The 25,640-nt window shown below is 70.4% G+C and carries 23 protein-coding genes, 1 tRNA gene and 1 pseudogene; 14 read left to right on the plus strand and 11 right to left on the minus strand.

Annotated elements, in window-relative coordinates:
* Positions 1–605, minus strand: a 605-nt coding sequence (dcd, locus tag ACRVYW_RS11540; protein ID WP_431804743.1) for a dCTP deaminase, incomplete at its 3' end; no start/stop codon positions are given.
* Positions 606–1,043: 438 nt separating this feature from the next.
* Positions 1,044–1,676, minus strand: coding sequence for an NADPH-dependent FMN reductase (locus ACRVYW_RS11545; protein ID WP_431804745.1), 633 nt, complete (start codon positions 1,674–1,676; stop codon positions 1,044–1,046).
* A gap of 237 nt (positions 1,677–1,913) precedes the next feature.
* Here ACRVYW_RS11545 and ACRVYW_RS11550 point away from each other — a divergent pair.
* Positions 1,914–1,987: transfer RNA gene (locus tag ACRVYW_RS11550), tRNA-Gly, on the plus strand.
* Positions 1,988–2,239: 252 nt separating this feature from the next.
* Here ACRVYW_RS11550 and ACRVYW_RS11555 read toward each other — a convergent pair.
* A complete protein-coding gene (locus tag ACRVYW_RS11555; RefSeq protein WP_431804747.1) occupies positions 2,240–3,088 on the minus strand; it encodes a Fic family protein in 849 nt (282 codons plus the stop codon).
* Between the two features lie 132 nt (positions 3,089–3,220).
* Here ACRVYW_RS11555 and ACRVYW_RS11560 point away from each other — a divergent pair, with 132 nt between their 5' ends.
* The 3 genes and pseudogenes from ACRVYW_RS11560 to ACRVYW_RS11570 all read left to right on the plus strand — a co-directional run bounded on the left by ACRVYW_RS11560 (position 3,221) and on the right by ACRVYW_RS11570 (position 6,804).
* Positions 3,221–4,183 carry a PKD domain-containing protein gene (locus tag ACRVYW_RS11560; protein ID WP_431804749.1) on the plus strand — a complete coding sequence of 321 codons (963 nt, stop codon included), beginning with the start codon at positions 3,221–3,223 and terminating at the stop codon, positions 4,181–4,183.
* 172 nt (positions 4,184–4,355) lie between these two features.
* Positions 4,356–5,396 (plus strand): annotated as a pseudogene (locus ACRVYW_RS11565) (PQQ-dependent sugar dehydrogenase).
* 79 nt (positions 5,397–5,475) lie between these two features.
* Positions 5,476–6,804, plus strand: coding sequence for a DUF222 domain-containing protein (locus ACRVYW_RS11570; protein ID WP_431804751.1), 1,329 nt, complete (start codon positions 5,476–5,478; stop codon positions 6,802–6,804).
* A gap of 124 nt (positions 6,805–6,928) precedes the next feature.
* On the opposite strand, the gene ACRVYW_RS11575 is transcribed toward ACRVYW_RS11570, so the two are convergent.
* Entirely contained in the window at positions 6,929–7,894 is a 966-nt protein-coding gene (locus tag ACRVYW_RS11575) for a sugar kinase (RefSeq protein WP_431804753.1), read from the minus strand.
* Complete coding sequence (locus tag ACRVYW_RS11580) at positions 7,894–8,523, minus strand: bifunctional 4-hydroxy-2-oxoglutarate aldolase/2-dehydro-3-deoxy-phosphogluconate aldolase (protein ID WP_431804755.1); 630 nt, start codon at positions 8,521–8,523, stop codon at positions 7,894–7,896. The genes ACRVYW_RS11575 and ACRVYW_RS11580 overlap by 1 nt, the downstream gene beginning before the upstream one ends.
* Positions 8,524–8,658: 135 nt before the next feature.
* Here ACRVYW_RS11580 and ACRVYW_RS11585 point away from each other — a divergent pair, with 135 nt between their 5' ends.
* Complete coding sequence (locus tag ACRVYW_RS11585) at positions 8,659–10,584, plus strand: heavy metal translocating P-type ATPase (protein WP_431804757.1); 1,926 nt, start codon at positions 8,659–8,661, stop codon at positions 10,582–10,584.
* 19 nt (positions 10,585–10,603) lie between these two features.
* Here ACRVYW_RS11585 and ACRVYW_RS11590 read toward each other — a convergent pair whose 3' ends face one another.
* On the minus strand, positions 10,604–10,957 hold the full coding sequence (locus tag ACRVYW_RS11590; protein ID WP_431804759.1) for a glycoside hydrolase family 2 protein: 354 nt from the start codon (positions 10,955–10,957) through the stop codon (positions 10,604–10,606).
* 12 nt (positions 10,958–10,969) lie between these two features.
* On the opposite strand from ACRVYW_RS11590, the gene ACRVYW_RS11595 reads away from it, so the two are divergent.
* Positions 10,970–12,247: a putative Ig domain-containing protein gene (locus tag ACRVYW_RS11595; protein ID WP_431804761.1), complete on the plus strand. Its 1,278-nt coding sequence runs from the start codon at positions 10,970–10,972 to the stop codon at positions 12,245–12,247.
* A gap of 72 nt (positions 12,248–12,319) precedes the next feature.
* On the opposite strand, the gene ACRVYW_RS11600 is transcribed toward ACRVYW_RS11595, so the two are convergent.
* Positions 12,320–13,207: an EamA family transporter gene (locus ACRVYW_RS11600; RefSeq protein ID WP_431804763.1), complete on the minus strand. Its 888-nt coding sequence runs from the start codon at positions 13,205–13,207 to the stop codon at positions 12,320–12,322.
* On the minus strand, positions 13,204–14,460 hold the full coding sequence (locus ACRVYW_RS11605) for a serine hydrolase domain-containing protein (protein WP_431804765.1): 1,257 nt from the start codon (positions 14,458–14,460) through the stop codon (positions 13,204–13,206). The genes ACRVYW_RS11600 and ACRVYW_RS11605 overlap by 4 nt, the downstream gene beginning before the upstream one ends.
* 122 nt (positions 14,461–14,582) lie before the next feature.
* Between ACRVYW_RS11605 and ACRVYW_RS11610 the strand changes: the two genes are divergently transcribed.
* Entirely contained in the window at positions 14,583–14,894 is a 312-nt protein-coding gene (locus ACRVYW_RS11610) for a DUF2470 domain-containing protein (protein ID WP_431804767.1), read from the plus strand.
* A gap of 143 nt (positions 14,895–15,037) precedes the next feature.
* On the plus strand, positions 15,038–15,688 hold the full coding sequence (locus ACRVYW_RS11615; RefSeq protein ID WP_431804769.1) for a heme oxygenase (biliverdin-producing): 651 nt from the start codon (positions 15,038–15,040) through the stop codon (positions 15,686–15,688).
* A gap of 46 nt (positions 15,689–15,734) precedes the next feature.
* Here the strand turns inward: ACRVYW_RS11615 and ACRVYW_RS11620 are convergent, their stop codons facing one another.
* Positions 15,735–17,174, minus strand: coding sequence for an ATP-dependent DNA helicase (locus ACRVYW_RS11620; protein ID WP_431804771.1), 1,440 nt, complete (start codon positions 17,172–17,174; stop codon positions 15,735–15,737).
* Between the two features lie 43 nt (positions 17,175–17,217).
* Here ACRVYW_RS11620 and ACRVYW_RS11625 point away from each other — a divergent pair, with 43 nt between their 5' ends.
* A complete protein-coding gene (locus tag ACRVYW_RS11625) occupies positions 17,218–18,369 on the plus strand; it encodes a hypothetical protein (protein WP_431804773.1) in 1,152 nt (383 codons plus the stop codon).
* Between the two features lie 3 nt (positions 18,370–18,372).
* Here ACRVYW_RS11625 and ACRVYW_RS11630 read toward each other — a convergent pair whose 3' ends face one another.
* Together ACRVYW_RS11630 and ACRVYW_RS11635 are read right to left on the minus strand one after the other, a co-directional pair.
* Positions 18,373–20,346: a cytochrome c oxidase assembly protein gene (locus tag ACRVYW_RS11630; protein ID WP_431804775.1), complete on the minus strand. Its 1,974-nt coding sequence runs from the start codon at positions 20,344–20,346 to the stop codon at positions 18,373–18,375.
* A 143-nt stretch (positions 20,347–20,489) separates the two neighbouring features.
* Positions 20,490–20,768: an HU family DNA-binding protein gene (locus tag ACRVYW_RS11635; protein WP_431804777.1), complete on the minus strand. Its 279-nt coding sequence runs from the start codon at positions 20,766–20,768 to the stop codon at positions 20,490–20,492.
* 430 nt (positions 20,769–21,198) lie between these two features.
* Here ACRVYW_RS11635 and ACRVYW_RS11640 point away from each other — a divergent pair, with 430 nt between their 5' ends.
* The 5 genes from ACRVYW_RS11640 (at position 21,199) to ACRVYW_RS11660 (ending at position 25,597) form a co-directional block, all read left to right on the plus strand.
* Positions 21,199–22,143 carry a bile acid:sodium symporter gene (locus tag ACRVYW_RS11640; RefSeq protein ID WP_431804779.1) on the plus strand — a complete coding sequence of 315 codons (945 nt, stop codon included), beginning with the start codon at positions 21,199–21,201 and terminating at the stop codon, positions 22,141–22,143.
* Positions 22,144–22,150: 7 nt separating this feature from the next.
* Positions 22,151–22,486, plus strand: a complete 336-nt coding sequence (gene cmtR, locus ACRVYW_RS11645; protein ID WP_067165134.1) for a Cd(II)/Pb(II)-sensing metalloregulatory transcriptional regulator CmtR — start codon at positions 22,151–22,153, stop codon at positions 22,484–22,486.
* A complete protein-coding gene (locus ACRVYW_RS11650) occupies positions 22,483–22,827 on the plus strand; it encodes a hypothetical protein (protein WP_048809235.1) in 345 nt (114 codons plus the stop codon). The genes cmtR and ACRVYW_RS11650 overlap by 4 nt, the downstream gene beginning before the upstream one ends.
* Positions 22,824–24,929, plus strand: a complete 2,106-nt coding sequence (locus ACRVYW_RS11655) for a heavy metal translocating P-type ATPase (protein ID WP_048809234.1) — start codon at positions 22,824–22,826, stop codon at positions 24,927–24,929. The genes ACRVYW_RS11650 and ACRVYW_RS11655 overlap by 4 nt, the downstream gene beginning before the upstream one ends.
* A 215-nt stretch (positions 24,930–25,144) precedes the next feature.
* Positions 25,145–25,597, plus strand: a complete 453-nt coding sequence (locus ACRVYW_RS11660; RefSeq protein ID WP_431804781.1) for a hypothetical protein — start codon at positions 25,145–25,147, stop codon at positions 25,595–25,597.
* The last annotated feature ends 43 nt before the right edge of the window (positions 25,598–25,640 follow it).

A 25,640-nucleotide genomic window follows, 5' to 3' on the forward strand; every position in this document is an offset into this window, starting at 1 on the left:
CAGTTGCCGCGTGCGCCCGCGTCGGTCGAGCCGACGTCGGTGCGGTGGAAATTCTGGAACGAACGGGATGCCGTCGGCCCCCGCTGGCCGTGGTACCGGTTCAAGTACGGGCCGGTGCCGTAGGGGTTCTCGGCGGCGGACGAGAGTCGGAAGAAGCAGAGCTGGCCGATCTTCATCCCGGGCCACAGCTTGATCGGGAGGGTCGCGACGTTCGAGAGCTCGAGCGTCACGTGCCCCGAGAAGCCCGGGTCGATGAACCCCGCGGTCGAGTGCGTGAGCAGGCCCAGGCGCCCCAGCGACGACTTGCCCTCGAGGCGCGCGGCGATGTCGTCGGGGAGGGTCACCTGCTCGAACGTCGAGCCGAGGACGAACTCGCCGGGGTGCAGGATGAACGGCTCGTCGGGCGCCACCTCGATGAGGTGCGTGAGGTCGGGCTGATCCTCGGCAGGGTCGATGAAGGGGTACTTGTGGTTGTCGAACAGCCGGAAGTACCGGTCGAGACGCACGTCGACGCTCGACGGCTGGACCATAGCCGGGTCCCACGGGTCGAGGCCGACCCGTCCGGTCGAGATCTCGGAGCGGATGTCACGGTCGCTGAGGAGCACGCCTTCAGCGTAGTGCGACCGCGTGCTGGCCCGTGCCCCCGCCGCCGCCGCCAGGCGCCGGCGCGCGCGGGGATGATCGCGGCGTCGCGCATGCGCGCGACGAACCGCTCCGCGATGAGGTCGAGGCCCTCCTGGTCGGGGTGGAGCCGGTCGTAGAGCAGCCCGGCATCCCCCTCGCCGAACAACTCGCGGCCGTCGATCACCGTGAGGGCCGGGTCGTCGCGGACGGCGGCGACGTCGGCGAGGATCTCGCGGGTGCGGTCAAGGTCAGCGCGCCGAGATCGCTCTCGAGATCGCGACGCGCGGCGTGCATCACGACCAGCACGGGAGGCACAAGCGAAGCAGGCGATGAAGGCGGAGGTCGCGTTCCTCCGGGAGGTCACGGGAGCGAAGATGCGCGAAGGCGTCTCGGACGGGTGGTGATCCGCTGGTGAAGGATCAGGCTGGGGCGACGACGGCTTCCTTCGCGGCATCCTGAACTCCTGCGGCATCCTGAGCGTTCGCGGCATCCTGGACCTTCGCGACGAGCTCGGCGGCCATCGCCTGGAGCGCCGGGGTGTCGCGGGCCACGACCGCGTCCGGGTCGCCCAGGTGCCAGTCGGGCGTGTAGTCCGTGCGCTCGATCACGAGCTGCGGCTGCGTCTCGGCGAGGTCGATGCCGATGAACTGCAGGACGCCGGTGAGCTGCGCCGCCGACAGAGGTCCGCCCTGGCCGCCGTAGCTGACGATCGCGCCGGGCCGCCCGCGCCATTCGGCGCCGAGGTAGTCGATAGCGTTCTTGAGCGATGCCGGGTAGCCGCCGTTGTACTGCGGGGTGAGGAAGACGACGGCATCCGTGTCGGCGATCTCCGCCGCCCAGCGCTTCGTGTGATCGTGCGCGTACTGGCCCAGGGCGGCCATGACCGGCTCGTCGAGCATGGGCAGGGCGATGTCGCGGAGGTCGAGCACGCGGATGTCGGCGTCCACCGCGTCATCGATGACAGCGGCGATCGAGGCGCCGAGCTGGTCGCCGATGCGGACGGGGCGGGCGCTGCCGACGATGACGGCGATGCGGGGACGGGGGTGCGACATGGGAGGTCCTTTCCTGAGGCGCCCGTGCTTCCGGGGCCGCGGAGTGGAACAGATATATGCAGACGCATATTCCCCGGGTGTGGGCGACGGATGCCATGGAGATCGGCATCTGACCGAACCTCAGAGTCGAGGTCTCGGTGTGGACGACCGAGATCGCGCAGGACCGCGAGCGCCCGACTATGCTGGAGGAACCGAGCAGTGCGCACGGCGTGAGACGCAGGTGCATCGCGAGGCCTCGGGGCTGTAGTTCAATGGCAGAACTTCTGCTTCCCAAGCAGACAGCGCGGGTTCGATTCCCGTCAGCCCCTCCACCATAGAAGACCCCTGGTCGAACGCCTTTCAACGCGTGGCTTGCAGGTTCGCGCAACGGTGCCCCGGCGTCCCCGCTGCACCGCCCCGACGGTATTGGCAACGGCCGATTTCGAGGCGCTACCGCACGGGCCACCGCAATGGCCTGGGCTACACGGCCGGCCGGCCGGCACCCCTTTGCTACGTCGTGAGCGAATGGGTGTCGCGTCCGCGATGAGTTCATCGTGGTGTGCGCGGGACCCTCGACTGATGACTCAGCGATGTTTCATGCGCGCGGCGATGCGACCGTCGAGTGCGGTGAGCTCTCCCATGAGGTCCGTCGCCGCCCACACGCGATTGCGTTTGCGTCCGGTGATCTCCTGGACGATCCCGTCGGCTTCCAGACGAGCGAGCGCGGTGTACACGGACTGGGCGGCGGTGCCGACGATCTGCTCCACCTCGTCGGCGTTCATCACCGGGTTGTCGAAGAACGCGGGCAGGAGCGCGGCGGCCGTCGACCCGCGGCGAGCGCCAGTGCGCTCGGCCCAGTCGGCCGGAAGCTCCTTGATGCGCTGGACGGAGACGCGTCCCTCTTCGGCTGCCACGGTAGCGGAGGTGAGCATCACGGAGAGCAGCGGGGTCAGGTTGCCTTCGCGGTAGTCGCCGAGGGCGTCGAAGTAGCCGTCTCGTCGGGCGAGGAGGCCGCTCGCGACCGGGACGACGGTGTTCGTCGTGACACCGCGGCGGCGAAGGATGGCGCCGATGAGCGCGCGCCCGATGCGTCCGTTTCCGTCTCCGAACGGGTGGATGGATTCGAACTGGGCGTGCGCGACGGTCGCCTGGAGCAGTGTGGGCAGGTCGTCTCTGTTCGCGAAAGCGATGAGGTCGTCCAGCAGTTCGTCGAGGAGGTCTGCGGGCGGGGGAACGTAGATCGCTCCGAGGGGGCTATGGTCACTCCCGCCGATCCAGTTCTGGTCTTCTCGGACCGTCCCTGCGTAGGGGCCCTCGTCGGGGTCGTCCCTCATGAGGGCGGCGTGCGCGCGCACGAGGTCGGAACGTTCGATGCGGCCACTCTGACCGGCGGATTCGACGAGAGCGTTCAGCGCCGCGGCACCAGCGACCATGCTGACTGCCGAGGCATTTGACCTGTTCCCGGCAATCGCGCGTGCGAAATCGTCGACGGATGCCGAGACCCGTTCGATCTTCGATGAGGCGACGGACTCGCTGCGGATCAGAAACCTGGCGAAGGCGCGTGGTTGGCCGGTCGCTTCCGCATCCATCGCTCCGAGCGCACCGAGCGCTCGTTCGTTTGCGGCGATCAGATCCGCAGGGAGCGTGAAGGCTCGCTTCGAAATCTTTGGGGGGACTCGGGTCTCCACCTCGCGGAGCATCCGATCTGCCTTGCTGCCGCCGCGGATCGCCTGCTGCCACGAGACGGTGGGCCGGCCGTGCGGTGGCAGTTCGCCCGCGGGCTCAGACGTCCACCTATCCATGACCAGCCCATTCTTTATTCTGTGTTACGCACTCTAACTCAGATTAGGGATGCCGGTACTCCAACTTTCGGGCGATCTGTCGCAGCGACCATGGGCAACCGCGCGCAGCGGTTCGCGGTGGTGGGTGACCCGGGCGCGCTGCGGCTCGGTTCAGCGGAGACGGTCGAGAGCGCGACGTCGATCGCGATCGCGAACGCGGCACCGGAGGCTGCCGTGACGGGACCGCTCGCCGCCACGGTGAACGTCCCATTCACGGTCGAGGTTTCTGCCGATGATCCCTCATCAGCTGACCTCGCCTCAGAATTCCAGTACCACGTCGACTGGGGCGACGGCTCACCCGTCCAGGTGGTGATCGGCGCAGCCGACCCGCCGATCACCCACACGTACCGTACGCCGGGATCCTTCACCGCGTCGGTCACCGCGACGGACAAGGATGGCAGCACTGGGAAACCCGCGACCGTGACCGTGGTCTCCCGTGCCGCGCCTGCGCTCGGCGGAGGCGCGTCGATGCCGCCCGCGGTCGGCGGAGGCGCGTCGATGCCGCCCGCGGTCGGCTCACAGAGCGGCGGATCAGGCTCTCGGGATACCCCGCCCGGGAACGCGGACAGGACGTTGCCCCGCACAGGATCGACAGCTCCGTCGGCGGTGCTCCTCGGGGCGTTGACTCTGCTGGCAGGCGGATCCGTCGCCCTGGCGTCGTTCCGTCGCCGTACTCGCCGCCGCTGACGGGTGTGCGCTCCGTGCCGCGCCGCAACCCCTTGGACCCCATCGCCTCCCCGGGTGAGGCTGGTGGTCGACGCCCTCTCCGGCGCCGCGGTCGACGAAAGGATCCGCCGTGACCACCCGACGAGCCGCCCTCTCGCTTCTCGCCGCTGCGGCGCTCGTCCTGTCGGCCTGCGTGAGCACGGCGCCCGTCGACCCCGCGCCGAACGGTACTGCGCCCCGCACGGAGGCATCCGCTTCTCCGCCGACGCCACCCCTCTCGGCCGGCGAACCGACGACCGTCGTCGACGGCCTCGACGCGCCGTGGTCGATCGCATTCCGCGGCGACGCGGCGCTGATCAGCGAACGCGACACAGGCGCCGTGCGCGAGGTGGTCGGCGACGGATCGCGCGTCATCGGCACCGTCGACGACGTCGTCCACGGCGGCGAGGGCGGACTTCTCGGGCTCGCGGTCGACGACGACGGACGCCTCTACGCGTATTCGACGGGCCCGTCCGGCAATCGCGTGCAGCGGTTCACCGTGACGGGCGAGCCGGGATCGCTGCGCCTCGGCGCTGCGGAGACGATCATCGACGGCATCCCCTCCGCCCGCACACACAACGGCGGGCGCATCGCCTTCGGACCCGACGGCATGCTGTATGTGACAACAGGGGATGCCGGTGACCGCGGCGCCGCGCAGGATGCTGGCAGCCTTGCGGGGAAGATACTGCGGATGACACCCGATGGCGATGCGCCGGCAGACAACCCTTTCGCCGGGTCGTTCGTCTAGAGTCTCGGCCACCGCAATCCGCAGGGCATCGGCTGGATGACCGACGGCACGATGCTCGCGAGCGAGTTCGGCCAGAACACCTGGGACGAGCTCAATGTCATCACGTCCGGCGGCAACTACGGCTGGCCGGACGTCGAGGGCACGGGCGGGGGCGATCGCTTCATCGACCCGGTGCAGCAGTGGCCCACGGATGCCGCGAGCCCGAGCGGCCTCGCGATCACCCGGGGCGCGGTCGTGATCGCGAACCTCCGGGGCGAGCGCCTGCGCAGCGTGCCGGTCGACGACCTCGGTGGGGCGAGCGAACTGCTCGGCGGGGAGTACGGACGCCTTCGTGACGTGACGGTGGCTCCCGACGGATCGCTGTGGATGCTGACCAACAACACCGACGGGCGCGGATCGCCGCGGGACGGCGACGATCGCGTGTTGCGGGCGGTGGCGGGGTCTTAGGTTCTAGGTTTTAGATTCTCAGGGCCTTCCTGCTTCTCTTCGAGGGTCAATGTCGGAGGGTACCGCTAGTGTCGTATATATGAACGATTTCGAGATGGTCCCGACTGGTGATGGCGACCTCGCCGCGCTGGCGGAGATCGTCGCGGGCGTCGAGAACGTCGACGCGGCGCTGCGTGCGGCGGAGGTCGGTCAGACGAGGCTGCTCGCCCGGGCGGGGCAGCTCGCGGCGGCGCAGGCGTCCGGGTCGCGCGAGTCGGTGCGGGTGCACGAGATGGCGCTGCGATCGATCGCGGCAGAGCTCGGCGGAGTCATGCGGATCACCGACCGGACCGTGCAGCGGCGGATCGACGAGGCTCGCACGATCGTGGAGGACTACCCCGCGACGCTCGCCGCGTGGGAAGAGGGCCGCATCACGCGCGGGCACGTCCGCGTGATCGTGGATGCCGGCTGCGTCGTACCCGCAGACCGGCGTCACGCGTTCGAGGTCGACGCGATCTCCCGGTGCGAACAGGACACCCCGAATCGGGTCAAGCCGGGGCTCGACATCCTCGCCGAGCGATACGCGGAACGCTCCTTCACGGAGCGCCACCGCGACGCCGCCGCGCAGCGATGCGTGCGGTTGGTGCCGGGGCTCGACGGGGTGTGCGAGGTGATCGCGACGGTCCCGACCGTGATCGGCGACGGCATCCTCGACCGCCTCACCCAGCAGGCCCACGCCGTCATCGACTCCCGCGAGAAGGACGACGGCGACACCCGCAAGATCGACGAGGTCCGCACGGACGTGTTCGCCGACCTCCTTCTCACCGGCGCCCCTGCGCTGGACCCCACCGCGAGCGGTGACGGGGCGGGCGCGTTGGGCGCGATCCGCGCGCAGGTGCAGGTCATCGTGCCCGCCCTCACTCTCCTCGGGGCCGACGACGGGCCCGCCGACCTCGTCGGCCGCTCTCCGATCGATGCCGACACCGCCCGCTGCCTCGCCGCAGCGGCACCCAGCTGGACTCGCGTGCTCACCGACCCCGTCGACGGCACCGTCGTCACCATCGACCGTTACCGCACTTCGATCCCACAGCGCCGCTACCTCCGCGCCCGCGACCAGCACTGCCGCTTTCCCGGATGCCGTCGCCCCGCGATCCGCTCAGAGATCGACCACACCATCGACGCCGCCCTCGGCGGACCGACCGCGCTCGGAAACCTCGCCCACCTCTGTCAGCGACACCACTCGATGAAGCAGTTCACCCCCTGGAGAGTGCGACAACTCAGCCACGGCACCCTCGTGTGGACATCCCCCACCGGACGCGAATACCGCGAAGACGCCCCTGCCCCACCCGTCGCCTTCCAACCTGAGACACGGCGCGACACCGTGCGCGCCGGCGGCACCCTGCGCGCCGGCGGCACCGCGCCCTTCTGAATCGCGCGCCGACTCAGGCGGGTTAGTGCAGGTGGGCGACCCGCCCGGGTGATATCAGGTGAGTGAGCCCGTCCACCCGGCGCGGCGCTCCGGGTACCCGACGGGAACGAAACAGTCTCCGCCGTCAGCCCGCGCCGGCGGTGCCGCACTCGGTCACGCCGTCGACGGGACCCGCGCCCACACCCGATAGCGCGGCGCGCACCAGCTCCGGACTCGGCAGATCGCCGTGCGATCCGAGCGCGAGCGCCGCGAAGCGGTGCCCCTCGACCAGGCGATCCGCCTCGGCGGCCCCACCCAGCATCGCGCGCAGGTACCCGGCAGCGAACGCGTCGCCGGCACCGTCGGGTTCGACCACGTCGACGACCGGTGCCGGTACGAAGACCGGGTCGCTCTCCGCAACGAACGACGTCGCGCCGACCTCACCGTCTTTGACGACGAGGTGTCCCACCTCGAGGTACGCCGCGATCTCGTCCGCCGTCGGTGTGCCCCACAGGGCTTCCGCCTCATCGCGGCCGACGAAGACGATATCCGCGGCGCGGGCGAAGCGCCGCAGGACGTTGGCCGCGGTGGCGGCATCCGGCCACAGCGACGGCCGCATGTTGACGTCGAAGCTGATGACGACGCCTTCCGCGCGCGCCGTGGCCATCGCCGCATCCACGAGGTCGGCACACGACGCGGAGAGGGCGGGCGTGATGCCCGTCAGGTGCAGGACACCCGCTCCCGACAGCGGCATCCGCGCGAGATCGACGGGCGACAGAGCCGAGGCCGCCGATCCGGAACGGTAGTAGTGCACTCGTGTCCCCGCCGGCCGCGGGTCCTTGACGTACACGCCCGTCGACCTGTGGGAGTGTTCGGCGAGGGACACCTCGACGCCGTACGCCGCGACGGCGGCGTGCACCCGGTCGCCGAACGGATCGTCGCCGAGCGCGCTCACCCACGTCACGGGCGTGCCCGACGCCGCCAGATAGCACGCAAGATTCGACTCCGCACCGCCGATCCCGACGGCGAGCGCATCTGCCTTGCCCAGCGAGTCGGTTCCCGGCGAGAGCTGAATCATCGTTTCCCCGAGCGTCACGACCCGCGGCGTCATCAACGCCCCGCGAGAAGTTCGGCGAGCGCCGGAATCTGCGCCTCGTCTTCGATCGCCGAGCCGACCGCGACGACGCTGACCCCCGCGTCGAGGAACTCCGCCGCGTTGTGCGCGCTCATCCCCCCGGTGGCGACGAAGCGCACCTCGGGGAACGGACCCCGCATGTCGCGGAACCACGACGCACCCAGGCGCGCCGCCGGAAAGCCCTTCACCCAGCGCACACCGTGTCGGAGCGCCGCGTGGATCTCGGTCGCCGTCGCGACTCCCGGAAGGTGCGGGATGCCGAGATCCACCGACGCCTCGAGCACCTCACGCGACGTTCCCGGCGCCACCGTGAACGCCGCCCCGCACTCTGCCGCGAGCCGCACGCCCTCGGGGTCGAGGATCGTCCCCGCCCCCACGCACAGCCCGCGTTCCGCGGCGCGGGGCGCGAGGGTGCGCAAAGCCTCGGCATCCGTATCGCTCTGCAGCGGGATCTCGACCATGTCGATACCGAGATCCCAGGCACGTTCGGAGAGTTCGACCGATCGTTCGACGCCGAGTCCACGGAGGATCAGCATGAGCGGGGCGGCGGAGAAGGCGTGGTCGAACCAGGCGTTGGAGTCAGCACTGACTTGAGGGGAAGACACGAGTCCATCCTCGCACCCGAGCACAGCCCGAGGGGGCCCGCGCTAGGATGCGCACAACCGGGAGGCTCCTCCGACTCCACCCCGCGAGCACCCTCGACCCCTTGCCGGGCAGCTCCGACGAACTGGACGTACACGATGCACGACTCCGAAAAGCGCGCCGACCGCATCCTCTCCGCCGCGCGCAGCTACCCGTGGGTGACCGCGACGATCGTCGTCGCGATCGTGGGCCTCATCCTCACGTTCGGTCCCCTCACTTTCGGATCCGTCGACGGCAAGACGGTCGCCGCGTGGCTCGTCAGCGCGTACTGCATCCTCGTCGCGGCGGTGCAGGCGTGGGGGATGATCAAGGAGCTGATGTCGGGCGCGGTCGGTCTCGACATCCTCGCCATCACCGCGATCATCAGCACCGTTGCGATCGGCGACTATTGGGCGTCGCTCATGGTGTGCCTCATGATGACGGGCGGCGAGGCCCTCGAGGACTACGCCAATCGCAGCGCCCGCAGCGAAGTCAGCGCCCTCCTCGACCGCACGCCGCGGACGGCGCATCGCGTCGCCGACGACGGCACCATCACCGACATCAGCGTCGATGACGTGGCGGTCGGCGACCTCCTGCTCGTCAAATCCGGCGAGACCATCCCCGTCGACGGCACCCTCGAAGACGACGACGCCGAGCTCGACGAGTCCTCACTCACCGGCGAAAGCCTCCCCGTCACCCACACACGCGGCGACGGCGTGCTCTCCGGCTCGGTCACCGGCGAGAGCCCGGCGCACGTCCGCGCCACCGCACGCGCCGCCGACAGTCAATACCAGCAGATCGTCGCGCTGGTCGAATCGGCATCCAACAGCAAAGCGCCGTTCGTCCGCCTCGCCGACCGATTCTCCATCCCGTTCACGATCGTCGCGTTCCTCATCGCCGGTATCGCCTGGTGGGTCTCGAAGGACCCGACGCGATTCGCCGAAGTCCTCGTCGTCGCCACCCCGTGCCCGCTCCTCATCGCCGCACCCGTCGCGTTCATCGGCGGCATGAGTCGCGCCGCCCACGAGAACATCGTCGTCAAGAGCGGCGGCACCCTCGAGCAGCTCGCAGGAGTGAAGTCCGTCGCGTTCGACAAGACGGGCACCCTCACCTACGGACGCCCCGAAGTCGACCACGTCGATGCCGCCCCCGGCTTCGCCGTCGCCGACGTCAGCCGCTACGTCGCCGCCGCCGAGCAGTACTCGTCGCACGTCCTCGCCCACGCCCTCACCGGACTGACCGACGGCACCCCGGAACCCGCGACCGACATCGAGGAGACCTCCGGCAACGGTGTCGCCGCCACCGTCGACGGACATCGCGTCGTCGTCGGCAAGCGCTCCTGGGTGATTGACGAGGCGTTGGATGCCGACACATCGTCACTCCCGGCGGAGACGCCCCTCGAAGCCGGGCAGATGGCGGTCTCCGTCGCCGTCGACGGCGTCGCGGCCGGCCGCGTCGTCCTCACCGACCACGTCCGCGCTAACGCCGCCGACACCGTTCACAGGCTCCACGACCTCGGCATCCGCAACACCGTCATGCTCACCGGCGACGCGCAGGCGACCGCCGACCGCATCGCCGGCGTCGTCGGCATCTCCGACGTCCGCGCCGGGCTCCTCCCCGCCGACAAGGTGGAGGCCGTGTCGAATCTCACCGACCGCCCCGTCATGATGGTCGGCGACGGCGTCAACGACGCGCCCGTCCTTGCCGCTGCCGACGTCGGCGTCGCGATGGGCGCCAAGGGATCGACCGCCGCCAGTCAGTCCGCCGACGTCGTCATCATGGTCGACGACCTCGGCAAGGTCCCGCAGTCGATCACGATCGCGCGCCGCACCGTCCACATCGCGACGCAGAGCATCGTCATCGGCATCTCGCTGAGCGTCATCCTCATGGTGATCGCCGCCTTCGGCGTCATCCCCGCCGTCATCGGCGCCGCCCTGCAGGAGAGCGTCGACCTCGTGTCGATCCTCAACGGCCTGCGCGCGTCGAAGGCTCCTCGTCGGAAGCGCGAGGCAGCGCGCGCCGAAGCGCCCGCCCACGCCGCCTGAAGCCGCGCCCGCGCTCCGCTCAGACCAGCTGCCCGGCGCTGCGCAGCACCCGCGGGTCGGCGAGTCGCTCGGCGAACGACTCCGCGTCGGCGTCGGCGGGCAGACCCCTCACCCGCACGGTCGTCGATTCCCCCGGCAGCAGTGTCACGAGGGCGCGCTCGGCGACGGCATCCGGTGCCGCCTTGTCGACGAGCAACGTGACGTCCCGCGCGAAGGTGCGCGCCGCGAGCGTCACATCGACCGCGCCCTCCTCCGCCGGCGAGACGGTCACGTCGAGCTCCGGTGCCGGCAGCGCGCTGTCGCGCGGCTCGGCGAAGTACCAGAACCCACGCTCCTCACCGAGGGTCGCGACGAGGAGCTCCGCGGCGACCACGGGGACGGGCGCGTGACGCTGAAGGGATCCGCTCCCGCGGACCTCCGCGCACCCACGACGCTGCAGGTCGCCGCCGTGAACTCGCTGACACCGAACCCCGCCGCGATGCAACTGTCCATCACGGTCCACCCGGTCGCGACGGGCCTCCCCGCTCCCGCCCTCACCGCAACCGACCTCCCCGCGGGCCTGACGTTCACCGACAACGGCGACGGCACGGGGCGCATCGCCGGCACGCCGACCGCGCCGGGACGCTCGACGGCCACCCTGACGGCGACCAACCGCGTCGGCAGCGCATCGGCGCCGTGGACCATCGAGACGACGGCAGCTCCGTCGTTCACCTCGCCGGCGACCGCGCGCGGCGCACTCGGCGACGCGCTCTCGGTCGCGGTCACCACGACCGGCTACCCCGTCGCAACGCTCGCCGCGACCGGCCTCCCGGCGGGCGTGACGTTCACTGACCGCGGAGACGGCACCGGCGTGATCGGCGGCATCCCGACCGTCGCGGGCGTGCACGAGATCGAGATCACCGCGGCATCCTCCACGGGGTCGGCCACCCAGGCACTGAAGCTCACCGTCACGCAGGCGCCGTCCTTCGCCCTCCTCCCGCAGGTGGCCTTCACCGCGGGGACCGCCGGGTCGTTCACGTTCTCGGCCGCCGGGTTCCCGCCGCCCGCGCTGACCCTCACCGGAGCGCTGCCGCGCGGCGTCACCTTCACCGACAACGGCGACGGCACGGGAACCCTCGCGGGCACCCCTGCGCCAGATGCCGCCGGACACTACTCCGTCACCATCACCGCCGCCGCGCTCCCGACCATGCCGAACCCGGTCGCCCGGCTCGCCCGGGTCGCGCCGCTCGAAGCCGCCGCCGGCACCGACAGCATCGTCGTCGAGTTCACCGTCGCCCCGGCCGCGGTGACACCGACGCCCACACCTACACCCACACCGACGCCGACACCCACACCGACGCCGACGCCGACACCCACCCCGACGCCGACGCCCACCCCGACGCAGACGCCCACCCCGACACCCACACCGACGCCCACACCGACGCCGACGCCGACACCTACACCGAGCGCCTCGCCGACACCCACCCCGGCACCGACGCCGACACCCACACCGAGCGCCTCGCCGGCAGCCACCCCGGCCCCGACCGCGACGCCCGCGGCATCCTCCTCCCTCGCCGCCACCGGCGCGACGCTCGGGGGCGGGCTCGGGTGGGCGCTCGCGGTCCTGCTCTTCGGCCTTGCGCTCTTCCTCGCCCCGCGCGCCACGTCGCGGATTCGGAGATAAGGCACGCATTCGGATGCCTGGGCTTCAGGCATCCGAATCCGTCGCACATCTCCGAATCCACGACAGCCCCGCTCAGGCGACCGGCTCGACACCCTTCCGCGCGCGGCGCCCGGCGGCGCGCACCGCGCCGATCGACGCCGCGATCACGAGGGCGATCCCGACGATCTCCAGCGCCGCGAGGTGCTGGCCGAGCAGCACGAAGCCTGCGAGTGCGGCGACGGCCGGCGCGAGGCTCATGAGGATCGCGAAGGCGGATGCCGGGAGCCTCCGCAGCGCGACGAGTTCGAACGCATAGGGCAGCGTCGACGAAAGGATCGCCACGGCCGCCCCCAGCGCGAGGATGTCGATGCGCAGCAGCGCGCCCTGCGCCTGCACGATGCCGAAGGGCAGCGACACGAGCGCGCCGATCGTCATCGCCAGGGCGAGCCCGTCGAGCTTCGGGAAGGCCGCCCCTACCCGCGCCGACGACAGGATGTAGTACGCCCACGCCGCCGCGGCGCCCAGAGCGAACACGACACCGAGCGCGTCGAGCCTGTCCCACCCGCCTCCGGCGAGCGCGACCACACCGGCGAGGGCGAGTCCCGCCCACAGCCACGACGACGCGCGCCGTCCGGCGATGATCGACAACGCAAGCGGACCGAGCACCTCGATCGTCACCGTCACTCCGAGCAGCAGCCGCTCGAGCGCGAGGTAGAACAGCCCATTCATGACGGCCAGAACGAGGCCGAACTGCACGACAGCCGCCCAGTCACGCCGCGAATGTCCGCGCAGTGCAGGCCGCGCGATGAGCATCAGCACCAGCGCCGAGAACAGGAGTCGCAGCATCACCATGCCGAGAGGGCCGACTCGATCGAACAGGAGCACCGCGACCGACGCCCCGACCTCCTGGCAGGCCAGGCCCGCGACTACCAGCCCAACGGCGCCCGTCGCCGAGCCGCGCGCAGCCGCGCCGCGCGTCACGGAATCGGGCAGACGGCGTTCGCCGTCACCTGCGCGCCCATGTCCTCGGCCGTCCAGGGGAGGCCCGCGTCGGGCGTCGTCTGCCCCGACGCCGCCGGAGCCTTCGACGCGATCGCCGCGAGCTCCCACGCAAGGCTCCGCACCAGCACGTCCGAGGCGCGCGAGTTGTTCAGCACGACGACGATCGTCATCCCCGTGTTCCGGTCCGCGAACGCCGCCGTCAGGTACCCGGGGATCGACCCGTACTGTCCGATGAGGGAGCCCGCCTGGTAGGCGCCGCCCGTCGCAGTGAACCACGACGGGGCATCCGCGCCCGCCGGCAGCGGATCGTTCCAGCGCGCCTCACTGTCGAAGGGCCGCTTCGCCATCGCGAGTCCCTGCGTGTAGCGCCCGAGGTCGGCCACGTCGGAGACGACACCGGATGCCGTGAACCCGGCGCTCGACGACAGTGCGGTGACGTCGACGGGGGCGGCGCACGCGACACTCCCGTCTTCCGCGTTCGGCGACCACAGCCCGTGCAGATCGAGGTCGACCGACCGCGTCGGCAGCGAGCTCGCCGTCATGCCGTTCGGCCCGAACACATACTCCTGGAAGAGGTCGGCCGCAGAGCGCCGCGACGCGTGCTCGAGCGCGATCCCGAGCAGCACGTACCCGGTGTCAGAGTCGGCAAACGCGGCGCCCGGCTGCGTGTCACCGGTCGCGGCGAGCCCGTAGGACAGGAGTTCGCGCGGGTTCCAGACGCGCTCGGGGTTCTTGAAGAACCTGTCGGTGAGCGCGGGCGTGTACGAGGCGATGCCGCTCGTCGAGTCGCACAGCTGCCCGAGCGTCACCGGTGTCTGCGATGCGAGGCTCGCGACGTACTTCGAGGCGGGGTCGTCGAGCTCGACGACGTCGTCGGCGACGAGACCGTAGAGCACGTCGCAGGTCATGGAGCGCGTCACGGCGCCGGCCTTGAAGGAGCTCGTCGTCCCCGCGGCCGCTCCGCCCGGCATCAGCGATCCCGACCCGGCGACCCAGGTCCCCGACCAGGGCGCCCACACGCCGACCACCGCGCCGGAGGCGCCCGACCCGGCAACCGCCCGCTCGACCGCGGTCTGGAGCTGGGTCTGCACGTCGGCGGGCAGATCCGCGTCGACCTGCGCCGGCAGTTCGACCGTCGCTGAGGCATCCGCCGAGCACGCCGCGAGCGTCAGGGCCAGTGCGGTGGCGCACGCCAGAGCGACCAGTCGTCGCCCGCGAACGGAACGCGGCATCCCTCACCCCCGAAGTCTCCTCCCCAGCGTAGGCCACGGCGCGCACGCGCCCGTGAGCGGCGACACGCAGATGAGAGGTCTGTCATGAAGGGGTCCTCCGCCGGGATGCCTAGGCTGAAGCCATGACCCACGCCTTCGACGACGCCGCCCTCGCCGGCGTGCTCGGCCACATGAACGACGACCACGCCGACGACAACCTCCTCATCGCCCGCGCGTTCTCGCCGCTCGCCGACGTCATCCGCGCCGACATGGTCACCTTCGACGGCGGTGCCGGGCAGTGGCACGTCTACACGGCCGACGGCGGCGAGGACGTCATCCGCGTGCCGTGGCCGGGCGGCCCGATCACCGAGCGCCGCGAGGTGCGCCGCGAGATCGTCGCGCTCTACGATGCGGCGTGCGCGCGCCTCGGCGTCGCCGCCCGCCCCCACGTCTGAGCCTTCGCGCGTCCCGGCCCTCCGCCGATCGAGTGCGCCGCGGAGCGGGCGTGTAGCGAGATCACCGCCGTTCAGCCGTCACATAACGACTCCCTCACAACCTTCAGTTTAGGTGAGCCTTAGTTTCAGTTATGCTGACGCTCATGGTCGACCTCACCCCGTTTTCGACCGCGCTCCGCGAGCGCTCCCGCACCGCGCACTCCGGCAGCGAAGGCGCCGGCTTCATGAGCGATCTCATGAAGGGCGAGGGCACCCGCGACGACTACATCGCCCTCGTCGCGCAGCATTGGTTCATCTACGCCGCGCTCGAAGCCGGCGCCGAGCGGATGAAGAGCGACCCCGTCGCCGCCCCCTTCATCACCGAGAAGCTCACGCGCCTGCCGGCCCTCGAGGCCGACCTCGCGTTCCTCCTCGGGCCCGACTGGCGCGAGCGCATCGCCCCGCTCCCCACCACCGAGCGCTACGTCGCGCGCATCGAGGAGGTCTCGCGGAACTGGGCGGGCGGCTACGTCGCGCACCACTACACCCGCTACCTCGGCGACCTGTCCGGAGGCCTGTTCATCGGCAAGCTCATGGCCCGTCGCTTCGGATTCGAGACGAACGGCATCGGCTTCTACATCTTCGACGAGATCGCCGACCCCGCCGCGTTCAAGGACGTCTACCGCGCCCAGCTCGACGCCGCGCCGTGGGATGCCGCGGAATCCGAGCGCGTCATCGACGAGGTCCTCGCCGCCTACCAGCTGAACACCGACCTGTTCGTCGACCTCGCCGCCGCCAAGGCATCCGCCGCCTGAACATCCCGCCGCAACCCCCGCCGTGGGGGGGGGTGCGGCGCGGGGGTCAGAACCCGGCGGCGCGGACCCCGGCCATGAACCGGCGGACGTCGGCATCCACCAGGATGTCGCTCGGTCGGAGCGGGCGGGTCAGGTACAGCCCGTCGAGCGAGGTCAAGCGCGACAGCGCGACGTAGGTCTGGCCGGGCGCGAACGCGCCCGAGCCGAGGTCGATCACGGCGCGGTCGTACGTCTTGCCCTGCGACTTGTGGATCGTCACGGCCCACGCGAGCCGCAGCGGGAACTGCGTGAACTCCGCCGCGATCTCGCGCGTCAGCTTCCGCGACCCCGGGTCGTAGGCGTAGCGGAACCTCTCCCACACCGTCGGCTCGACGTCGTGCTCCTCACCGTCGATCTCGACGCGCACCGTTCCCCCGGCGATCCGCGTGACCGTCCCGATCGACCCGTTCACCCACCGCGGACCGCCGCCACCAGAGCCGCTGCCAGGCCCGAACCCCGGGACGTCGTTGCGGAGGAACATCACCTGCGCACCGACCTTCAGCTGCAATTCGGCGTCGGCCGGGTACGCGGCATCCCCTCGCCCGAAGTCGCCGGAGATCTCGGCGCGCGCCGTCTGGACGGGGCCCGGCAGCGCGTCGAGGTGGCGCTGGTTGATGCGGTTCACGATGTCGTTGCGCGTCGCGAGCGTGATGATCGGCGGCTCACCGTCGGCGGGCTCGGGTACGGGCCGGGCGCCGGCAGCGTTGAGCATTCCGGCGATGTCCGCCGTGACGACGCCGTACCGCACGGCATTGAGCATCGCCTTGAAGCCGTCGTCGGACTGACGGTGGATCTCGCGCAGCTCGCGGATGTTCAGCGGCGCCCCGACCCGACCGAGGTCGAGCAGGCCGTCCGAGCGCACCGCGCCCTGCGCCACCGTGCCGCCCAGGCCCGTGCCCGACCCCGACGAGGGACCGGCCCACACCTGCGCGTCGAAGAACCAGAACGACCGGTAGTGGTCGTCGACGTAGCGCCGCTCGTCGCCCCGCGGCGGAACGGGTGAGAGCTGATACGGGTCGCCGAACATCACGATCTGCACGCCGCCGAACGGCTCCGCGCGGCGCCGACGCGCCTGCCGGAGCGAGCGGTCGATGGCATCCATCAGGTCGGCGTTCACCATCGAGATCTCGTCGATGACGAGCGTGTCGATCGCGTTCAGGATCTTCCGCGTCGGCTCCGACTGCTCGAGCTCGCTGTCGGCGATGAGCCCGATCGGCAGGCGGAACAGCGAGTGGATCGTCTGCCCCTCGACGTTCAGCGCCGCGACACCCGTCGGCGCGCACACGGCGATCTGCTTGTCGGTGTTCCACGCCAGGTGCTGCAGCAGCGTCGACTTGCCGGTGCCCGCGCGTCCCGTCACGAAGACGTGCTCGCGGGTATCTTCGATGAGACGGTAGAGCTCCTCCTGCTCGCGCGACAGCGACGTCGGCGACGGGGGCGTACTCACCGGACCATGCTAGCTACCAGGGTGGGTTTCCTAGACTGGGCGCGTGGGGAGGGCGACAGACGTGACGGACGCGGGCGGCGTGACGGATGCCGATTCGGCGCGCCCCGTCGCTGCACCGTCGCTCCCGACGACGCAGACGGATGCCGTCGCCGCCCCGCCCCGCCGACGCCGCCGTACGCTCGGCCGCGACCTCCTGGCGCTGGGCATCGTCGGCATCCTGCTCGTGGGTGCATTCGGGGCGACGGCGGCGGCCCTGTACCGAGACCTCTACAGCCCGGCGGCGTTCGTCGAGCGTTACCTCGATCTCCTCAGCCGCGGTCAGGCTGCGGAGGCCCTCGCTCTCCCGGGCGTCGCGGTCGATTCGGCCCAGCTCGCGGCGTCGGGTCTGCCGCCGGACGCGAGCGAGGCACTCCTGCGGCAGGCGGCCCTCGCCCCGTTGACGGACATCGTCGTGACGGAGGAGCGCGTCGACGGCAGCGTGACGGTCGTCACGGCCACCTACGGCGCCGGACGGCACGAAGGCAGGACGACCTTCCGCGTCGAGCAGGCCGGACAGGTGGGACTCGCGCCGACGTGGCGTTTCGCGACCAGCCCCCTCGCGGTGATCGACCTCTCGCTCCGCGGCGCGACCGCGTTCTCGGTCAACGGCTTCGCACTCGACACCCGACAGGTCTCCCCCGACGGCGTCGACGCCGATCCGCTCGAGCCGGTCGATCTTCTCGTGTTCTCCCCCGGCCTGTATTCGATCTCGGTCGACACGGCGGTCTCGACGAGCCCCGGCGTCGCGGTGCTGTCGGACTCCCCCCAGGCGAGCATCCCCGTGTCGGTGCAGACGCAGCCCACCGAGAAGTTCACCGCGGCCGTGCAGACCGAGGTCGACGCCTTCCTCACCGCGTGCGCGACACAGGAGGTCCTCCAGCCCACGGGATGCCCGTTCGGCCTCGTCGTGCAGAACCGCATCGTGAGCCCGCCGGCGTGGACGATCGAACAGCAGCCCACGATCAGCCTCGCCCCCGACGGCGCCCAGTGGAAGATCGACCGCACGCAGGCGGTCGCGCACATCAAGGTCGACATCCGCTCGATCTACGACGGCAGCATCCGGACCCTCGACGAAGCCGTCCCGTTCTTCGTCGGCGGCACGGTGACGATCCTCCCCGACGGCACCGCCTCGATCCAGGTCACCGACGGCAGCTGACACTCAGCGCCGTGTGCGCGCGTCGCGCTCGGCGAGGCGCGCGAGGCGCGCGTTGTACTCCTCGAGCTCCGCGTCACCCGTCCGATCGGCCTGACGGTCGGCGCGCTTCTGCAGCCGGGCATCCGACCGGCTCCACTGGATCGCGACGGTGATCGCAAGGATGAGGGTCGGGATCTCGCCGATCGACCACGCGACCCCGCCGCCGGTGTACTGGTCGACCAGCGGCGGGTCTCCCCACGTACGCCCCATCGACCCGAACCACTCCGCGACGAACAGGCCCTGCGCCATCATGATCGCGATGCCGAAGAAGGCGTGCATCGCCATCACGCCGATGAGCATGAGCAGCCGGAACGGATGCGGCAGGCGGTAGGGCACCGGGTCGACGCCGACGAGCGACTGCACGAACAGGTACCCCGAGATCAGGAAGTGCGCGATCATCCACTCGTGCCCGAGGTGGTCGTACAGGCTCCACCGGAAGAGCTCGGAATAGTAGAACGCCCAGAGCGACCCGATGAACATCGCCGCCGCGAAGAAGGGGTTCGTCACCACGCGCGCGAACGGCGTGTGCACCGCCCAGAGGATCCACTCGCGGCCGCCGCGTGTGCCGTCCGAGCGCTTCGCGATGGCACGGGATGCCAGGGTCACCGGCGCCCCGAAGACCAGCATCATCGGAATCGCCATCGACAGCAGCATGTGCCCGACCATGTGCATGCTGAACAGGTAGTCCTGGTAGGCGTTGACCGCACCGCTGGTCACCCAGAACAGGAGCGCGAGACCCGCGAGCCACAGCACCGTGCGGTAGACCGGCCAGGTGTCGCCGCGGCGGCGGAGCCGCCAGACGCCGACGAGGTAGAAGAACACGCCGAATCCGACCGCGAACGTCCAGAGCAGGTCGATGTCCCACATCGTGAACCAGCGCGCCGGGGTGAGCTCCGGCGGCAGCGGAGAGCCGGTCAGGCGCTCGGCGGGCGTCGGCGTCCTGATCACCGTGTCGACCGGCGGGGGTGTGCGGGCGAGCGCGACCGCCGCACCCGACGCGATGCCCATGAACACGAACTCGAGCGCGATGAGCCCCCAGAAGCGGCGCGCCGCGGCATCCGTGCGGATGCGGGCGATGAGCACGCGCCGGTACGTCGCGCCGAGCACGCCGAGAAGAAGGAGCGCCGCGACCTTCGCCCCGAGGATCATCCCGTACGGCGACAGGAGGTTCTGCCACGACACGACGCCGACGACCGCGCGCGCGACGCCGGAGAGCGCGACGACGACGAACGCGGCGAGCGCGAGCGTCGAGTAGCGCGCGAGCACGGTAGCGAGGTCGTCGCCGTCGAGCTTCGGTCGCAGCACGACGAGCAGGAGCAGCCCGCCGAGCCAGACCGCCGCCCCGATGATGTGAAGGGCCAGCGCGATGACGGCGGTGTCGTGCCCAGCCTCATCGCCGGAGTGCCCCTGCGTCGCCATCGGGATGAGCGCGGCGATGGCGAGGCCCGCGACGATGAGCGTCGAGGTCCACCCGCGTACCGCGAAGGTGAGCACCGTGAGGCCGGCGCCGGCGATGGTCGTGATCGCCCACGCGCGCCCCGGCTCGGTGTCGACGAGGAAGCGTCCGAGCTGTTGGCCGAACTCCGCGCCCGCGCTCGGCGTCGCGTTGAAGATGTTGAGGAAGGTGAGGAATGCGACGGCGGCGCTTGCGACCGTGAAGACGGCCGCAGAGACGGATGCCGTGTCCAGCGCGGCGTCGAACGGCTTCGTCTCGGCCTTCAGCGCGAACAGCGCGAGCACGAGCGATCCGACGAGGCCCGCGGCGGTCAGGTTGACCGCGAGCGTCGCGATGGGAAGGCCCCAGCGAACGACCGGTCCGGAGTCCTGGAGCAGCTGCGGCGCCGCCCCGCCGCCATAGAGGAGCCCGACGATCAGCGCCGCGAGCGCGGCGACGACGAGGATCGCGGGACCCGCGACCCGAAAGGCTCGGGATGACACCCGTCCAGCCTACGCGGACGCGTTCCCCCCGCTCGTCGAGTGCCGCGCGGCGGCGTCCAGCGGCGGTGCATCAAGACCCCCAGGCACCACGAAGGGGGACACCGCAGACCCGCAGGCCCGAGGCATCCCCCTCCGGAAGCGACTTACTTGACCGAAGCCTTGAGCTTCGAGCCCGCGGTCACCTTGACGCGCTTGCCGGCCGGGATGGCGATCTCGGCACCGGTCTGCGGGTTGCGGCCCGTGCGCGCGGAGGTCTCCACCGTCTCGAACGAGAGGAAGCCGGGGATGGTGACCTTCTCGCCCTTGGCGACGGCCTCGGACACGGCGGAGAACAGGCCGTCGATCACGCGGGTGACGGTGGCCTGGCTCTCGCCCGTGGCGCTGGCGATGCTGGCGACGAGCTCGGTCTTGGTGATAGCCATAGGGTTTCCTCCAGACGGCAGCGTGTGCCGCCTTCAGTTACATCGGACCGGGCGACTGCCCGGGTTGGTCGGAAGGACCGGTCCCGAATATACCCACGAACCGCGGATTCCCGCGGATTTCCGGGCGTTCGACGTCATCTTCCCCGGCGTGTCGCGGTGCGTGTAGGTTCTCGGCGAAGATGGCGGATTCTTAGATGAAGTGGCGGACAAGTGGCGGATCCGAAAGATTGGTGAGAACGATGCGTGTAAGTGCCGTGTCGGTTCCTATCCGAAATGACAGATTCCGCGGGTAGTTGGCATGCACCTAGCAGTCCTGCCATTGGCTGGGGGTGAAGGGTTACTCGCTCACTCGATTAGGGGCGAACCGGCTACATTCGACAGGCTTGTGCTCGTGTGCACAGCTGTGGAGTGGTGGGAGCGGCATCAGGTAGTGCTCTACCTCGCAGCGATCGCCGTGGGTGCGGTGGTCGGTCTACTCGTGCCGGCGGTGGCGGATCCGCTCGAGTCGGCGATCAATCCCGTGCTCGGGTTGTTGCTGTACGCGACGTTCCTGGGGGTGCCGTTCACGGCGATCGGCCGGGCCTTCACGGATTGGCGGTTCCTGGGCGTCGTGCTCGTCCTGAACTTCGTCGTCGTGCCGGTGGTCGTGTTCGGGTTGAGTCGCGCCGTGGCGGCTGATCAGGCGGTGCTCGTTGGGGTGTTGTTCGTGCTGCTGACGCCGTGTGTGGATTACGTGATTGTGTTCACTGGCCTGGCTGGCGGTGCACGTGCGCGGCTGCTTGCTGCCACGCCCCTGCTGATGCTTCTGCAGATCGTGTTGCTGCCGGTGTACCTGTGGCTGATGGCCGGCGCCGAGGTGGTGGGTGCGTTCGACCCGCATCCGTTCGTGGAGGCACTTCTGTTGTTGATCGTGCTGCCGCTCGTTCTCGCCGCCGCCACGCAGCTGCTGGCGAAACGGTTCCGTGCCGGCCGCGCGATCGAGGGCGTGGTGCTGGCGGCAATGGTGCCGCTGATGATGCTGACTCTCGCCGTGGTGATCGGCTCGCAGGTCTTCGGCGTGAGCAGCGCTCTCGGCCAGCTGCTAATCGCGGTTCCCGTGTTCGTCGTGTTCGTCCTAATCGTGGCACCACTCGGTGCGCTCCTCGGGAGCGCGGCACGCTTGGATGTTCCCAGCCGCCGGGCGGCCACGTTCAGCGGGGTCACCCGCAACTCGCTGGTCGTGCTCCCGCTCGCTCTCGCGCTGCCGGCATCTTTCGCTCTGACGCCGTTGGTTGTAGTGACTCAGACCTTGGTGGAGCTCGTCGCAATGGTGGTCATGGTCGCCGGGGTACCGCGACTCATCCGCCCTCGCATTAGTACAGCGGAGAATGTATAGTCAGCCTGTGCTGACTCTTACTTCTCGCCTCGATGTGATGAACCGGCTGGGTCGGGCGATGGCCGACCCGACCCGTTCCCGGATCCTCCTCACACTGCTGGACGCTCCCGGCTACCCGGCTGAGCTGGCACGAGATCTCGAGCTGACCCGCACGAACGTCTCGAATCATCTGACGTGCCTGCGGGGCTGCGGGTTGATCGTCGCCACACCGGAAGGTCGGCGCACCCGGTATGAGATCGCCGACCCGCATCTGACCCAGGGGTTGCGACAGCTGCTCGAGGCGGTCGTCGCCGTCGACGAGGGCGCCCCGTGCATGGACGATCAGTGCGAGTGCTGCGCATGAGCCTCATCGACCGTGACCTGCTGCCGGTGGCCTGCACGCTGACGCCCGGCGCTGGTGCTGCACAGCTAGCCGCGTGGCAGGAATTCAACGACGACTACCTCCTCGACATCGACAGGACGGCCGCCCAGATCACCGTCCACTACCCAAAGATCGACGACGCGACCGCCCGGCTGACGGAGCTGGTCCGCACCGAGCAGTCCTGCTGCGCGTTCGCGACTTGGGCGATCGACACGACCCACCCCGACCTGCGCCTTTCCGTTACCGGCACCGATGACGCACTGGCCGCGCTCACGTTCCTAGAGCAGACGCCCGCCCCCGCAACGAAGGAGAGCGTGCAGTGAGCGAAGAGTGTTGCGGCCCCAACGAGCCGCGCAAGCCCGGTACGGTCCGGCGCATCGAACTGTCCCGGCCGCTCTCGACCGGTGACGCCTGCTGCGCCGCGGAACCCTCCTCCAAGACCGCGGCGCCAAGCGCGGTGCACGATGCGGGCGATGCCTGCTGCGGCCCCGACCTCGCCACCACCCCCACCGAGGCGGACGAGGAGCCGGAGGTCCGCCCGCCCTGGTGGCGCGACTTCGCGTTGCTTCCCTCCGCGCTGTCCGGGCTGTTCCTCCTCGCCGGATACACGTTCGAGTGGACTGGTCTGCACATCCCGGCGCTGGTGCTGCAGTGGGCGGCGCTGCTCGCCGGCGCCTACACCTTCGTCCCCGGCGCGATCCGCCGCCTCATCCGCGGTCGCCTCGGGGTCGGGCTGCTGATGACCATCGCCGCGATCGGCGCGGTCCTGCTCGGCCACGTTGGCGAGGCCGCGACCCTGGCGTTCCTGTTCTCCCTGGCCGAGGCGCTTGAAGACCGGGCGATGGACCGCGCCAAGGAAGGCTTGCGCGCCCTTCTGTCCCTCATCCCCGACACTGTCCGCGTCTCCCGCCTAACCAGCGACGTCACGATCCCCGCCGCGGACGTGCGTGAGCTGGACATCCTCGTCATCGGTGCCGGCGATCGCATCGCCACAGACGGCGTGGTCGTGGAGGGTAGGTCGAGCCTGGACACGTCGGCGATCACGGGCGAGTCGATCCCGGTCGAGGTCGGCCCCGGCGATCCGGTCGCCGCCGGTTCGGTCAACGGGGCGGCGACGTTGCGGATCGAGGCAACTGCGGACGGCCGCGACAACTCCCTCACCCAGATCGTCGCCCTCGTGGAGCAGGCCCACGCCCGCAAGGGCAACCGGGCACGCCTCGCCGACCGGATCGCGAAGCCGCTCGTTCCCGTCGTCCTGATCGCCGCTGCCGTGGTCGCCCTGTTCGGGCTGCTGGTCGGCGACCCGTGGACCTGGATCGAACGCGCCCTCGTCGTCCTGGTTGCGGCATCCCCGTGCGCGCTGGCCATCGCGGTGCCCGTGACGGTGATCAGCGCGATCGGAGCGGCGTCAAAGTTCGGCGTCGTCATCAAGTCAGGTGAAGCGTTCGAGCAGCTCGGCACGATCCGCGCCGTCGCCCTCGACAAGACCGGCACCCTCACCCGCAACGAGCCCACCGTCGTCGACGTCCAGCCCGCACCCGGTATCACCCGCGACGACCTGCTCGCCTGGGCCGCCGCCGTGGAGGCCACCAGCACCCACCCCCTCGCCGCGGCCATCATCGCGGCCGCACCCGTCGCCAGCCCCGCAACGGAGGTGGTCGAGGAGGCCGGGCATGGCATCACCGGGACCGTCGACGGCCGGGCGATCCGGGTCGGCAATGTCCGCTGGCTCCATCCCGCCGGCCAGCAGTTGAACGCGGAGGCGATTGCCGCGCAGGGCATGACCGTCGTCGTGGTCGAGGCGGACGGGCAGATCGCCGGCCTGATCGGCGTGCGGGACGAGCTGCGCCCGGAGTCGGCCGAGACGGTCCGGATGCTGCAGTCGCAGGGCATTGAGACCATCATGCTCACCGGCGACAACACCCGCACCGCCCACGCCATCGCCGCCGAGGCGGGCGTAACCGACGTTCGCGCCGAGCAGCTGCCCGCCGACAAGGCCGCCGCGATTGAGGCGCTCGTCACGCAGCAACCGACCGCGATGGTCGGCGACGGCATCAACGACGCCCCGGCACTGGCGACGGCGACGGTCGGGATCGCGATGGGTGTGAAAGGCTCCGCGGCGGCGATCGAGTCCGCCGACGTCGCCTTCATCGGCCACGACCTCCGCCTCATCCCCGGCGCCCTCGCCCACGCCCGCCGCGGCCGACGCATCATGACCGCCAACATCGGTCTGGCTCTGGCGATCATCGTCGCGCTGTTCCCGCTCGCCCTGTTCGGCATCCTCGGGCTCGCCGGCGTCGTGCTGGTGCATGAGATCGCCGAGGTCGTCGTCATCCTCAATGGCGTCCGCGCCGCCCGTCGCCCCGCTGCGCTACGGCAACTCGCCACGGTGCCCGCTCGCCAGCCCGAACCCGCCCACGCCTGACCACCGACCCCTCGCCCCGCGGTGGCAGAACACCGCCCGACTTGGAACCGGCCCTTGTGAAGACCCCCATCAAAGCCACCTTCGCCACCGTTGCCGTCGTCATCGTCCTGGTTGACCGGCTAGCCGCGCCGGACCCGGCCGGCGCTGCCGGCGCTCCCGTGCTCGGGTGAACCGGGCTCCGAATGGGTTTAGGTGCGCACGGTAGGCTGTGGGCGATGGTCTCTTCGGCCCGGACTCCGCAATCCGTGACGCTGAATGAGCAGTTGTTGATAATGAGGCTCATTACCAGCGTCGGTTTGGCGTTGCTGCTGATGCTGGGTCTGGCAGCGACGGGTCACACAGAGGCGGACGGTTCGACTCCTGTCCCGCTGGTGATTTCTGGGTTGATGGACCCGCATGTCGAGCCCGTGGCAGACGCCCCGGCCGAGCATGAGGCGGTCGCCGGTGCCGTCGCTTCTGGGCCGGACGCGTTGGTGGGCGCTGCGCTGTGCATACTCGGCGTGTTGTGCGGGCTGACGTTCATGGTGGTGCCGCGAGGACTGTGGCGTCGGCGGATACCTCCGGTGCTCGGTGACGGACCACGAATGCCTTCGCTGCTTCCGGCGCCGGCCGCCCGTGCTCACCCGATCGTCTTCTCGCTGACTCAGTTGGGCCTTTCCCGAACCTGACATCTGGCACGCCGCCCTTCCGGGTGGCGCTTCGTCCCGGGCT

It is taken from the genome of Microbacterium sp. bgisy203, assembly GCF_965345155.1.
Classification (GTDB): domain Bacteria; phylum Actinomycetota; class Actinomycetes; order Actinomycetales; family Microbacteriaceae; genus Microbacterium.